The sequence below is a fragment of the Tenuibacillus multivorans genome, from assembly GCF_900103915.1.
Classification (GTDB): Bacteria; Bacillota; Bacilli; order Bacillales; family Alkalibacillaceae; genus Tenuibacillus; species Tenuibacillus multivorans.
Map to the genome: position 1 here is coordinate 19,744 of NZ_FNIG01000003.1, position 13,189 is coordinate 32,932.

13 protein-coding genes and 1 pseudogene are annotated in these 13,189 nt (G+C 37.3%); 1 reads left to right on the top strand and 13 read right to left on the bottom strand.

Translation table 11 applies throughout. The features are described 5' to 3' along the window. Positions 1-21 precede the first annotated feature (21 nt). Positions 22-1,122, top strand: a complete 1,101-nt coding sequence (gene nadA / locus BLP77_RS04975) for a quinolinate synthase NadA (protein ID WP_093856026.1) — start codon at positions 22-24, stop codon at positions 1,120-1,122. A 328-nt stretch (positions 1,123-1,450) separates the two neighbouring features. Here nadA and BLP77_RS04985 read toward each other — a convergent pair whose 3' ends face one another. The 13 genes and pseudogenes from BLP77_RS04985 to BLP77_RS05045 form a co-directional block, all read right to left on the bottom strand. Next, positions 1,451-1,990: a hypothetical protein gene (locus tag BLP77_RS04985; protein WP_093856028.1), complete on the bottom strand. Its 540-nt coding sequence runs from the start codon at positions 1,988-1,990 to the stop codon at positions 1,451-1,453. 43 nt (positions 1,991-2,033) lie between these two features. Next, a complete protein-coding gene (locus BLP77_RS04990; RefSeq protein ID WP_093856029.1) occupies positions 2,034-2,540 on the bottom strand; it encodes a GNAT family N-acetyltransferase in 507 nt (168 codons plus the stop codon). Between the two features lie 70 nt (positions 2,541-2,610). Further along, complete coding sequence (locus BLP77_RS04995) at positions 2,611-3,000, bottom strand: hypothetical protein (RefSeq protein ID WP_093856030.1); 390 nt, start codon at positions 2,998-3,000, stop codon at positions 2,611-2,613. A 135-nt stretch (positions 3,001-3,135) separates the two neighbouring features. After that, positions 3,136-3,330, bottom strand: a pseudogene (locus BLP77_RS16000) (class I SAM-dependent methyltransferase); the annotation flags it as partial. Beyond that, positions 3,318-3,488 (bottom strand): NUDIX hydrolase, encoded by a 171-nt coding sequence (locus tag BLP77_RS05005; RefSeq protein ID WP_176752961.1) that lies wholly within the window; start codon positions 3,486-3,488, stop codon positions 3,318-3,320. The gene BLP77_RS05005 and the pseudogene BLP77_RS16000, both read right to left, overlap by 13 nt. Before the next feature lie 418 nt (positions 3,489-3,906). Next, positions 3,907-5,151: an MDR family MFS transporter gene (locus tag BLP77_RS05010; protein ID WP_093856031.1), complete on the bottom strand. Its 1,245-nt coding sequence runs from the start codon at positions 5,149-5,151 to the stop codon at positions 3,907-3,909. 329 nt (positions 5,152-5,480) lie between these two features. Beyond that, positions 5,481-6,434 carry an aromatic acid exporter family protein gene (locus BLP77_RS05015; protein ID WP_093856032.1) on the bottom strand — a complete coding sequence of 318 codons (954 nt, stop codon included), beginning with the start codon at positions 6,432-6,434 and terminating at the stop codon, positions 5,481-5,483. Positions 6,435-6,532: 98 nt separating this feature from the next. Beyond that, complete coding sequence (locus BLP77_RS05020; RefSeq protein WP_176752985.1) at positions 6,533-6,970, bottom strand: BrxA/BrxB family bacilliredoxin; 438 nt, start codon at positions 6,968-6,970, stop codon at positions 6,533-6,535. A gap of 181 nt (positions 6,971-7,151) precedes the next feature. Then, entirely contained in the window at positions 7,152-8,423 is a 1,272-nt protein-coding gene (locus BLP77_RS05025; RefSeq protein ID WP_093856034.1) for a dihydrolipoamide acetyltransferase family protein, read from the bottom strand. A 28-nt stretch (positions 8,424-8,451) separates the two neighbouring features. Further along, positions 8,452-9,435 (bottom strand): alpha-ketoacid dehydrogenase subunit beta, encoded by a 984-nt coding sequence (locus BLP77_RS05030; RefSeq protein WP_093856035.1) that lies wholly within the window; start codon positions 9,433-9,435, stop codon positions 8,452-8,454. A gap of 3 nt (positions 9,436-9,438) precedes the next feature. Continuing rightward, complete coding sequence (locus BLP77_RS05035) at positions 9,439-10,443, bottom strand: thiamine pyrophosphate-dependent dehydrogenase E1 component subunit alpha (RefSeq protein WP_093856036.1); 1,005 nt, start codon at positions 10,441-10,443, stop codon at positions 9,439-9,441. Between the two features lie 20 nt (positions 10,444-10,463). After that, positions 10,464-11,885 carry a dihydrolipoyl dehydrogenase gene (gene lpdA, locus BLP77_RS05040; RefSeq protein WP_093856037.1) on the bottom strand — a complete coding sequence of 474 codons (1,422 nt, stop codon included), beginning with the start codon at positions 11,883-11,885 and terminating at the stop codon, positions 10,464-10,466. Positions 11,886-11,960: 75 nt separating this feature from the next. Further along, positions 11,961-13,058, bottom strand: coding sequence for a Leu/Phe/Val dehydrogenase (locus tag BLP77_RS05045; protein WP_093856038.1), 1,098 nt, complete (start codon positions 13,056-13,058; stop codon positions 11,961-11,963). Between the last annotated feature and the right edge of the window lie 131 nt (positions 13,059-13,189).

Sequence of the window (13,189 nt, forward strand, 5' to 3'; positions counted from 1 at the left end):
TACAAAATGGGGGTTTTTAAAATGAATTTGTTAGAAAAAATGGAAAGCTCCATCTCATCGATTCCTGATAAGTATAAGAGCATGAGTGAGAATGAACTTAAGAGTTTGGTTCAGTCCATTAAAAATGAACTCGGGGATGACCTATTCATTCCGGGGCATCACTATCAAAAAGATGAAGTGATTCAGTTTGCGGATGCAAGAGGTGACTCTCTACAGCTAGCCCAGCTGTCTTCTGAAACAAGTGCCAAATATATCGTATTTTGTGGTGTTCATTTTATGGCTGAGACCGCCGATATCCTCTCAACTGATGAACAATCGGTCTATTTACCAGATTTACGTGCAGGCTGTTCGATGGCAGACATGGCCGATATGCAGCAAACAGAAGTCGCATGGGATCAATTAACTGAGCTTTTAGGCGATACCATTTTACCGATGACTTATGTCAATTCAACGGCAGCCATCAAATCCTTTGTCGGTCAAAACGGCGGCACAACTGTCACGTCGTCAAACGCAAAACGTGTGATGGAATGGGCTTTCACTCAAAAACAACGCCTTCTCTTCTTACCAGATCAGCATCTCGGACGTAATACAGCTTATGAACTAGGCATGCCATTAGATGAAATGGCTGTCTGGGATCCCATTCTAGAAAAACTATTTTATGATTGTCCATTAGAGGATATTAAGGTGATTCTCTGGAAAGGCCATTGTTCTGTTCATGAAAACTTTACGGAATACAATGTTCACCAGGCTAGGGAGCAGCACCCGGACATGAGAATCATCGTTCATCCAGAATGTCGCCGCGAGGTTGTTGAACTTTCAGATGATAGTGGTTCAACGAAGTCAATAATTGACACCATTGAACAAGCGCCTAGTGGATCTAAATGGGCGATTGGAACAGAAATGAATCTCGTTAAACGAATCATACAAGAAAATCCCGATAAAGAGATCATTTCCTTAAATCCACATATGTGCCCGTGCTTAACGATGAACCGGATTGATTTACCACACCTAGCATGGAGCTTAGATGCAATTAGAAACCATCAACCGATTAATGAGATCATTGTTGATGAAGACACTGCTCACTGGGCCCGTACAGCGCTAAACCGAATGCTTAGTCTTTAAGCAGAGGTGGATAGAGGTACCATTAGGTGTACCTCTATTTTGTTTTAACCTAACGTTATCAAGTAGTAAAAGGCAGGTATAATAAAAGCTAAAGCAAAACATATTATAGCTGCCATTTTTGACTGATTAGTTACACGTTCATCACCTTTTTGCAGGTTCTCAATAAATGTAAGAGTGTAGTAAAAACATAGAATGGTAAGTAAAACTGATACAATAACAACTATATTCATAATTAGATCCTCTCCCAGTATTCCTCTACCAATTGTAATATTATCTAGTTAATTCTAGCAAAACTGTTTCTATTGTATTTAACTGTTTTTTCATAAAACTAGCTCTTACTATAATTCAACAAATGCATATCACTGATTTCGAAAGTCCACTCATCACTTTTAACAAGTTTATCCATTATGAGTCTATAATGAACTTGTTGTCCATACAGTTTCCCACCATCTCCGCTTCCACGAACAAAACCTATTCTTTCTCCGTTGTCGTTGTAAGATTGTAGAGTTACAGTATTTGCATGACTATTATTATCGCTCAAACGAAAAAGGCTGAGCATTGTACCACCTTCTGGATTAAAGTTACCATCGAATTCAATAATTACAAATATTTCATTTTCCTTTTCTCTTAATTCCGTAAGATAAACTTCAGTATCTTCAATCCGGGTTATTTTTTGTGGTTCATTAATTCCGTTTAATATTTCATCGGTTTTCAATGTGAATACTATATTACCTTGATAAGGAATAGTTTTAGCTTGAAAGCCATCTGGATTTTTCCGTATATATAAAATATCCTTTTCATCGTCACTTATTGTTGAGCAGGCACTTGCTATTAATAAGATTGATAAAATAATTATAGTCCGCTTCAATACTTTCACCCCAACTAACTCACATCAGTTTTTCTCATAGAACTCAAACCTTTATAAGTTTTGACATATAGTACTCATCTACATATTCACCGTCTATAAGTAAAGAATCTCTCTTTATTCCCTCAGTTTCAAATCCAACTCTATTATAAAGAGCTATACCAGGTTCGTTTCGAGTTACGACAGTTAATTCTAAACGATGGACAAAATGTTTTTTTGCCCATTCTTCTAGATATTCAAATAATTTAAATCCTACTCCTTGTCCCCTGTATTCCTTTAAGATTCCGATAACAATATACACAGAGTGTTTATTACGATTTGAATTACCACCGATGGCCATTAAATAACCAACTATTTCATTGTTATTATTTTCAGCTACAAGTATTGTAGAGTTATTGCTATCCCCTAAGTTTTTTATCATTTTACGTTGGTCTTCGAGCTGTATTTTTCTTTCACCAGTCTCCCAGAGCATGTATGAAGAGCTTGCTTCAACTTGTACGGATAAATCGATAAAATTTTCTGCATCCGAAGTTTTTATTTCTCTAATATTCAATAAAATCTCTCCTATTTCCCCTAATATTGACTTTGTAATATTCCTCTGATTAGATAAAGATCCATTTAATTCAGAATTGGAAATTTTCCTTCATAACGAACAAATTGAAATTATCCTCTTTTATCACTATGGAAATGATAATTTTTCCTTTTTTAAAGAAATGAACATGCCCCATTTGATTAACTTTCAACTCTTGCCATCCCCAATTTTCTAGTTCCTGAAAATACTCTTGTGGGCGATAAAGTCCATTTTCCCCACCTATATTTTCTAAATTATACTTCTTACCTTTTTTAATATTGGGATTATTAATATTGACATCATTTGCTTGTGCATGAACTGGCACAGGGATATCACTTTGGATTGTTGATTCTTTAAAGCCGTCATTGGCATCATAAGAAGGCGTATATCCGATTAGACACAGTAGACTTAATATGAATAATCCCACTTTTATTAAGTTCATATTTAATCTCCCTCAAACCAATTATCAAATCTATGACACCTGTTGTTAAATCTAATAATAGTCCTTTAAAATCTCTTGCAAGAACTAATATCTATATTGCAGAAAATACTTTGTGATTACGGTTATTTGGTTCCATTATTTTTTCGCTTTAATTATTAAAAACATTGGTCTTCGCAGTTCATTTTTCATTCCAGGGTCATGGTTTAACATCTCTTCTGAAGGGATAGGTTCCTCGACTGCTTGAATACTAAAACCCGCTTCAAGTAAGTCATTTATATATGTGGAAATCGTGCGATGATATTTTATAACATGATCAGCTAGAAATGTAGTTCTCTAATTACGGCATGAAATGTATCTTCATTAGCCTCCACAGTACCTTTGGGAATCTGAATTCCAGCTTTGGGATTTGAATGCAGGAAAACTAATACTTGAGGCTTCCCTTCAAAAACTCTTGTAACATAACCATAGACTTTCTTAATTGTACGCAATCGTTTCCTCCTCAACTCTTAACCCTTTCAGCTAGATTAACGATTTCCAAACAAATTGATTGAACTTCCTTGGAGCTTTTTATGTCAAAAAAATAATCCGCTTCATCTTCAATCTGATGATTAATCTCACTATCATGAGACTCAACCTGTTACCGTTTCAGCACTTCTTCAAAAGATGAAGTACTCCTTAAGATTGATGTACTACGTATCATCTAATAATGAATTAGTTTTGGGTTTACCTCGGTTTATTTGATACTAAGAATGATACTCAACACACTTCTATACTAACATAAAATTCCAACAACAAACGATCTGTAATCATAATATTCTGAACGAATTTATAACTCTGTAATAAGCCTTTAATTACTAACCTCTTTTAGTCTTTAACTGATTTTAATTCGAAGTTTAGTCTAAGCCTTTACACCATAGTTTTCTGGGATAATCTCTTAAACATTAATCCATAAATAAATGCACTCGCCAAAGCACATAAAAGAATGAACCCAAAAACCCATAATGGTGACAAAGATGCTGATAGGATGACAGTAATAGGTGCAATAAATCGCCCAATTGAAAACTGAAGATCAGATGCTCCAAAATATTGACCTCTCGCATTCTTAGGTGCATATTTACTTACAAAATTTTGGACTACTGGAGCATGGATTATTTCTCCTAATGTTAAAATGATAGTCATTCCAAACAATAACCAGGCACTTGTCGTTAATCCAACTAAAAACATACCCAAACCAGATAAACAAGCAGCCAGTATAAGTGTATTTCGGTCATTCCATTTTTCAAATATCTTTGTAATCGGAATAATACAAAGTACAAATAAAAGCCCATTCAATCCAATCATCCATCCAAATACTTGCTCACTGGTAAGCTTAATTGACCATTCTCCAATTGCTAACAATGGTTGTGTAGTCACGAAGTTATGAACGTATACTGCCAAATAAAGATCTAATTGCATAATAGAAATTGTAATTAAAATACCTCCAAAAATATATAGGAAAAATACTTTATCACGCAAAATTTCAAAATAGCTAATCCACTGTTCTTTTAAAACTTTCACGATTGAATGATCAATTTCCTTTTCTCGCTCTCTTTCAGGCATTGTTTCCCTAACTATTAACAAGATAGTTATCGAGTATAGTAACGTAACAAAAGTACAGGTCCATAGTAATTCGCTTCGATAATGAAAAAATAAGACTGCACCAACTATTGGACCAAAGACTGCACCGATGTTATTGGCTGATGCAAACGTAGCAAAGACACCCCTTCTCTTTTCATCAGGTACTAAATCAGCCACCATTGCCGTGCTCGCTGGCCCATAGAATGATTTCCCTAAACTAATTCCAAGAAATGCAAAATAATCAACCCAATGAGAAACAGAAAGAGCGAACAGTGCAAAAAATACAGCTTGCATGAATGAACCGATAAGCATAATCGTTCGTCTTCCATATTGATCCGAAATATAGCCACTGATCATACCTCCAAAAATACTAATAATGGACGGAGCCGTCATCATGATTCCTGCTTCAGCTGACCCTATAGCTTCACTAAAGTAAATCGTAATAAAAGGAAAATACATCCAAAATAGCATATTAAATAGAGTTTCTCCAATAAGCCTAATTTTTAAATTAATATCCCATGAAAACCATTGCAAGAATTTCTATCCCCTTTCACCTGAGAATCCTAACTAGATATTCTTACAATAATTTAATTTTTCAAAAAAATATAGACTTATATTTAATCATCAGTTATACTAATATTATGGATGTCAGCCAATATATGGCTCTAATTTAACTGCTCCAAACACCGAACATAGGTTCTGGGTTTTCTATTGCTAAATCATAAATGATCTCCTCTATTCCAAATTTGGTTAGAGGAGTTTTTAGTTTAGGTTATTGCTTTTTAATAGCTAATGAATAAGTTTCATCTTGTTATTTATTACTACAAAAAAAGACGAATCCTTTTTGAATCCGCCTTAATACATCATATATCACTTTTTTTATAAGAACGTTTTAAAATCAAATATTGCTCGATTTCATTAAGTAACATATATAAATTCGCTCGCTCTTCAAATGCTATCCGTTCAGTTGGAAGTTCTTCTTTATTGAACTGTTGCCGTATCTGATTTAATTCTTCTAAATACTTAACAGCCGTATTTTTCGGTTGAACATTTTCTGATAAATCTTCAAATAACTCACCGATGTACTCATATTCATCTCTACTTGCTTGAATGCGACTAATTAAAGGTAACATTCTTTCAAGGATTTCAAATTGTTTTTGCCGCATGTGAAAATAGTGATGATAAGGGTGATGACTTCTTAATAAATGGTTTTCAACATCTCGAGAGGCCAGTTCATTTGCTTGATCCAGCAATTGAGCTACTTTTGTTAATTCAGCCCCAGTCCATGAATGATCTCCAGTTTTTAAGAAGTGGCCAATTTCCTTTAATATAATTGAAAAGTTTTTCTCAACCTCTTTTTGAACATCTTCTAAATTGGACTCTAAGCTTGGCATATATAAATTAAGAATTAGTGCTACACCTAATCCAACTATTAATAGAACAATCTCGTTAATAATAAGATCAAGTGTTATTTGGTTTGATCCATAAACATGAAGGATGATAACCGAGCTTGTCACAACACCTTCAGTAATTTTTAATTTAACCGTAATCGGAATAAATATGATTAAAACGATACCAACAGCGATTGGCATATAACCAAGGGTTTCAAAAACAATACCTGAAACAGCAATTCCGATGATACAGGCAGCAAAGCGATACCAGGCATTTAATATTGACTTTCTTCTCGTCACCTTAATACATAAAATCGTTAAAATCGCAGCTGAAATAAAATTATCTAACCCGATCAGTTGTGCAATGAATATTGATATAGGTGCACCAATGGCTGTCTTAATCGTTCGTGAACCAATTCGAAACATACGGCAAAGCCTCTTTCACAATATTATTTATTTTTACTATAGCCTATATGGTCATTATGGCAAACAAAAAAGGTGGTTAAAACCACCTTTATCTAAAATTAATATTCTTCACAGTATTCATCAAATAATGATTGTAGTTGTTGAACAACTTCCATTGGTGTTGAGCTTTCAATTTCATGACGTTCAACCATCTTTTGAATTTTTCCATCTTTCATTAACGCAAATGATGGTGAAGATGGTGGATATCCTTCAAAGTATTCTCTAGCTCTTTCTGTAGCTTCACGATCTTGTCCAGCGAAAACTGTAACTAAATGATCTGGGCGATGGTCATGATGTACAGAATTAGAAGCTGCAGGTCGTGCTACTCCACCTGCACAACCACAAGTTGAATTGACCATAACAAGCGTTGTACCTTTTCTATCAAACGCTTCTTCTACCTCTTCAGGTGTCGTTAGATTTTCAAAACCAGCTTCGTTAATTTCCGTTCTTGCCTGGTTCACAAAATCTTGCATATAAATGTTAAAATCCATGTCAATTTTAGCCCCTTTTTTATAAAAAGATTTAAGTATTTATTATTATCCTATCAATAATTAGGCTTTCTTTCAATTATATTGCAACCAACAAGGCCAGCATCGTTTCCTATTATTAGGCGTGATGCAGCCAAAAAACGCCCTAAATTGTAAGTAAATTAGGACGTTTCTAAAGCTAATCATTAATTTAATATACTGATGTATTCTCTTGCGACATATTCTCTAGTATCTCTTTAACTCGTTTTAAGAAATTGCCGCAGACTAATCCATCTAAAATACGATGGTCAAGTGATAAACATAAATTAACGATATCACGTGCAGCAAACATACCATTCATGTAAACAGGCTTTTTCACAATTGATTCTACTTGTAAAATAGCCGCTTGTGGATGGTTAATCACACCCATTGACTGAACGGAACCAAATGAACCGGTGTTATTTACCGTAAACGTGCCGCCCTGCATATCATCATTCGTTAATTTTCCAGCTCTTGCTTTATTAGCTAAATCAACGATGTCTTTAGCGATGCCTTTAACACTCTTTTCGTCTGCATGTTTGATGACAGGTACAAACAGTTGATTGTCGTTGGCAACCGCAATCGATAGGTTAATATCCTTCTTCTGAATAATTTTATCTTCTGCCCAAGTACTGTTTAGCTCTGGGAACTCTTTAAGTGCTTGTGCAACAGCTTTAACGAAGAAGGCGAAATATGTTAAGGAAAAGCCTTCTTTACGTTTAAAATCGTCCTTTAATTCATCACGTAGGTTGACAAGATCGGTAACATCAACCTCTACCATCATCCAGGCGTGAGGTATTTCTGTTGTCGATTTCACCATATTTTGAGCAATAGCTTTTCTCACACCTGTAACCGGGATTTCAACATCCCCAGCTTCAGTCGTCGGCATTTCAGCTGGTGCTTTTGGCTGTGGTGATGCCACCTCAGGTTGAGCAGCTTTTAGTGTTTCTGCGGCTTTTGCTTCTCCTGCTTGTGGAATTTGACTAGAATCAATGATCTTCTCTAGATCTTTACGTGTTATGCGTCCGCCTCGACCTGACCCTTCAACTTGATTAAGGTCAATATCATGCTCCTGCGCTAAACGTAAAACGGCAGGTGAATAACGCTTTTTCATCGATTGATCTTTCGCTTCTGAAGTTTCTTTTTGTTGGTCATCTGTCGTCGTTTCAGTTGAGGCTTCACTAGCTTCGTCACGATCTCCGCCTTCAACTTCGATGTAACAGATTAATTCTCCGACTTCAATCGTGTCGCCTTCTTGGGCCACAAGCTCCGTAATTTTCCCTGTATATGAGGACGGAACTTCAGCGTTAACTTTATCCGTCATAACTTCAGCAATGGGATCATATTTATTCACTTGATCACCAACACCTACGAGCCAGGAACTAATCGTACCTTCAGTTACACTTTCTCCTAGCTGTGGCATCGTGATTTTTTCTACACTCATCTATTTTTCAACCTCCTTTTCTTATCGATTAAAATTCAGCTAAATCACGCATCGCTTCTTCAACTTTATCTGGGTTAACCATAAAGAATTTTTCCATTGTAGGTGCATACGGCATCGCTGGTATATCAGGGCCTGCTAATCGTTGTACAGGTGCATCAAGGTCAAATAAACAATGCTCAGATATAATTGCAGCTACCTCGCTCATGATACTTCCTTCTTTATTGTCTTCAGTAATTAATAGGACCTTACCTGTTTTCTTAGCTGCTTCTATAATGGCCTCTTGATCTAATGGATATACCGTTCTTAAATCTAGTATATGAGCAGACATTCCTTCTTCTTCTAATTTTTCAGCAGCTTGAAGGGCAAAATTAACACATAAGCCGTAAGTAATAACTGTAATGTCGTCCCCTTCATGCTTAACATCTGCTTTACCAATTGGTAATACATAATCATCTTCTGGTACTTCATCTTTAATTAAACGATAAGCACGTTTATGCTCAAAGAATAAAACGGGATCCTCATCGCGAATGGCTGCTTTTAGTAAACCCTTAGCATCATACGGGTTAGATGGCATCACAATTTTTAGTCCTGGCTGATTCGCAAAAACGGCTTCAACGGATTGAGAGTGATAAAGCGCTCCATGTACACCCCCACCATATGGTGCACGAATTGTAATTGGACAGTTCCAATCATTATTCGAGCGGTACCGAACACGAGCTGCTTCAGATATAATTTGGTTTACAGCTGGCATAATGAAATCTGCGAATTGCATTTCCGCAATTGGACGCATTCCATACATCGCTGCACCGATTCCGACACCGGCAATGGCTGATTCAGCAAGCGGTGTATCAATGACACGCTCTTCACCAAACTGATCATATAAACCATCCGTTGCTTTAAAGACTCCACCTTTTTTACCAACGTCTTCCCCTAAAACAAACACTTTCTCATCACGTTCCATCTCTTCTTTCATGGCTTGTGTAACGGCTTGAATATAAGACATTACTGGCATCGTTTATTCCCCTCCTTCTTCCGCATACACATGCTTTAACGCAGACTCAGCTTCAGCATATGGTGCATTTTCTGCATATTCAGTTGCATCATTGATTTCTTTATCAATGTCTTTAATGATTTCTTCTTCTTGCTCTTCTGTAAGAACTTTACTACCTTTTAAATAATCGGAAAAAAAGTTAACACAGTCATCTTGCTTCATTTTTTCAATTTCCTCTTGATCACGATAAGCTGTATGATCATCATCACTTGAGTGTGCTGTTAAACGGTTTGTGAGTGCCTCAATTAACGTTGGCCCCTCACCATTTACGGCACGCTCTCTCGCTTCTTTCATAACTTTATAGACCTCTAGTGGATCATTTCCATTAACTTGGTAGCCTGGCATGCCATAGCTTTGACCACGATCAGCAACCGTTTCAGATGCCACCTGACGATCTAATGGAACCGAAATGGCATATTTATTGTTTTCAACCATTGTAATGACTGGTAGCTTGTGAACACCAGCAAAGTTTAGACCTTCGTGAAAATCACCTTGGTTAGAAGAGCCTTCACCTAATGTGACAAACGAAACAAAATCTTTCTTTTCCATTTTTCCTGCTAAGGCTACGCCGACTGCGTGTGGTAATTGAGTTGTCACCGGTGAAGAACCTGTCAAAATACGATTCTTCTTCTGTCCAAAGTGACTCGGCATCTGACGACCACCTGAGTTCGGATCTTCAGCCTTTGCAAAAGCGGATAAAAATAGCTCTCTTGTCGTCATACCAAAGGCTAGGACGACTCCCATGTCACGATAATAGGGTGCTATATAATCTTCGGTACGGTTTAGAGCAAAGGCTGCTCCAATTTGTGCAGCCTCCTGTCCCTGACACGAGATAACAAATGGAATTTTCCCCGCGCGGTTAAGTAACCACATTCTTTCATCAATTTTACGTGCGAGTAACATCGTGCGGTACATTTCAATTACCTGTTCATCAGCTAAACCTAGTTCCTGATGACGATTTTTCGCCATAATTCTACCTCCCCTTGTTATTATCCATGAATTTGTTTTCCGTCGACTGCTAAAGCCGCTTCACCTACAACCTCGGATAAGGTTGGATGTGGGTGGATAGATTGCGCAATTTCCCACGGTGTCGCATCTAACACTTGAGCCAATCCTGCTTCTGAAATCATATCCGTTACGTGAGGACCAACCATATGAACGCCTAATAGGTCCTCAGAACTTTTATCTGCTATAACTTTTACAAATCCGTCTGTTTCACCGTGCACTAGAGCCTTCCCAACTGCTTGGAACGGGAACTTGCCAACTTTAACATTATAGCCTTGATCCTTAGCTTGAGCTTCGGTTAACCCTACACTAGACACTTCAGGATTTGAGTAAATACATGTTGGGATATGGTCATAATTGATTGGCATTGGATCTTCATTCGCTAAATGTTCAACCGCAACCATACCCTCATGTGAAGCAACATGAGCTAGCTGCATACCGCCAATGACATCACCAATGGCATAAATATGTGATTCTTTTGTTTGATAAAACTCATTCGTTTTAATGGCACCATTTTCAACCACAATATCGGTATTTTCCAGCCCGATATTATCAACATTAGGAGCACGGCCAACTGAAACGAGCATTTGATCAGCCTTGTATGTTTGTTTCTCACCTTTTAATTCGGCTTGAATCTCAACATTTCCTTCTTTTTTGAGCGTATCTGGCATGACTTTAGCACCCGTAACAAACTGAATGCCTTTTTTCTTTAGAAGCCTTTCTACTTCTTTAGAAACGGCTTCATCTTCTGTAGGTAAAATACGATTCAAATACTCTAATACGGTTACCTCAACCCCAAAATCAGCTAGCATCGATGCCCACTCAATACCAATAACACCGCCACCGACTATAATGATTGAATCTGGAAGTGTTTCCATGTCTAGTGCGTGGTCAGATGACATAACGAAGTCACCGTCTAACTCTAGACCTGGTAATGATTTTGGTTTTGAGCCTGTTGCAATAAGGACGTTTTTAGGAATAATCATGGTATTTTCCTCACCATCATCACGCTCAACCGAAATAGTCCCAGCTGTCGGTGAAAAAATACTTGGCCCTAATATACGACCAAAGCCTTCGAAAACGTCAATCTTTCCTTTTTTCATTAAACCTTTAACACCTTGATGGAGTTGGTTTATGATTCCTTGCTTTCTTTCCTGGACTTTAACAAAATTCAATGATGTATTTTCTGTTGTTATACCATACTGCTCAGCTTCTTTTGTTTGTTTGAAAACTTCTGCGCTGCGAAGTAAAGATTTCGAAGGGATACATCCGTTATGTAAGCAAGTGCCACCAAGCTTTCCTTTTTCAACAATGGCTACTTTAAGTCCCAGTTGACTGGCTCGGATGGCTGCCACATAACCGCCTGTTCCTCCCCCTAGAACAACGAGATCATATTCTAAGGCCATGAATCAATCTCCTCTCTATTCCTTTTTTATAACGCTAATACATTAACAATCCAGTCTAACAACCTTGACGAAGAACTAGTTTCGTCTAGAGATAATGTTGTGTTCATTTCTTAAAAATGTATTTCTCGAGCGGTTCACACTCTCGATGCGTTCTTCTGCCATACGATCTGCAGCCTGATCGGTTGGAATGTTATCTCGTTTAGAAATTTCAAAGATTTTACCTAAACTATCATAAATTTGTTCAATTTGTTTATATGCACGATCTTTATTGTAACCATTTAATTCATCAGCCACATTGATCACACCACCAGAGTTAATGACATAATCTGGTGCAAAAACAATACCTAATTCATTTAATTTTTCACCATGACGTGGTTCAGCTAATTGGTTATTCGCTGAGCCTGCGATAGCTTTTGCTTTTAATTGCGGAATGGTCTCATCATTAATGGTTGCACCTAAGGCACATGGTGCATAAATGTCACAGTCAACACTATATATATCATCAGGATCGACTGCTTTAGCTCCAAAGTCCTCCATAGCTCGTTTAACAGCTTCTTTATTAATGTCTGTTACAATTAATTTCGCACCCTCTTCGTGGAGATACTTACACGTATTATAAGCAACATTACCGACACCTTGAACAGCGACCGTCTTACCTTCTAGTGAATCACTGCCAAAAGCTTCTTTGGCTGTAGCTTTCATGCCTAAATAAACACCATAAGCTGTTGCTGGAGATGGGTTACCTGATGAACCGAATTCCGGTGAAATACCTGTTACAAAATCTGTTTCCGTGTAAATCGTGTCCATATCATGTACCGTCGTACCCACATCTTCTGCAGTAATATAACGACCGTTTAATCCTTGGATATAACGACCAAATGCTCTAAACATCTCTGGGTTCTTATCCTTTTTCGGATCCCCAATGATAACCGTTTTACCGCCACCTAAATTTAATCCAGCTGCTGCGTTTTTATAGGTCATTCCTTTTGCTAGACGTAAAGCGTCAACAACGGCATCTTCCTCTGAATCGTAGGTCCACATACGCGTACCACCTAAGGCTGGTCCTAACGTTGTATCGTGGATGGCTATGATTGCTTTTAAGCCTGAGTTTTCGTCATGACAAAAGACAACCTGTTCGTAATCGTGCTCCCCTAAATACTTAAATAATTCCATTTTTTATTCCTCCCTAAATTTCAAGATGATCATACTGTATAATTTTACTCTCAGCCGTATTTGGCGCGAGAGGCTAATATACTGGCTTCAACCTACTCTATAAATTTTACCTCTACTCATTATTTCTGAGA

Coding starts and splice junctions, on each gene's coding strand:
- nadA (WP_093856026.1), top strand. CDS start 22: ATGAATTTGTTAGAAAAAATGGAAAGCTCCATCTCATCGATTCCTGAT.
- BLP77_RS04995 (WP_093856030.1), bottom strand. CDS start 3,000: ATGAACTTAATAAAAGTGGGATTATTCATATTAAGTCTACTGTGTCTA.
- BLP77_RS05015 (WP_093856032.1), bottom strand. CDS start 6,434: ATGTTTCGAATTGGTTCACGAACGATTAAGACAGCCATTGGTGCACCT.
- BLP77_RS05025 (WP_093856034.1), bottom strand. CDS start 8,423: ATGAGTGTAGAAAAAATCACGATGCCACAGCTAGGAGAAAGTGTAACT.
- BLP77_RS05030 (WP_093856035.1), bottom strand. CDS start 9,435: ATGCCAGTAATGTCTTATATTCAAGCCGTTACACAAGCCATGAAAGAA.
- BLP77_RS05035 (WP_093856036.1), bottom strand. CDS start 10,443: ATGGCGAAAAATCGTCATCAGGAACTAGGTTTAGCTGATGAACAGGTA.
- lpdA (WP_093856037.1), bottom strand. CDS start 11,885: ATGGCCTTAGAATATGATCTCGTTGTTCTAGGGGGAGGAACAGGCGGT.
- BLP77_RS05045 (WP_093856038.1), bottom strand. CDS start 13,058: ATGGAATTATTTAAGTATTTAGGGGAGCACGATTACGAACAGGTTGTC.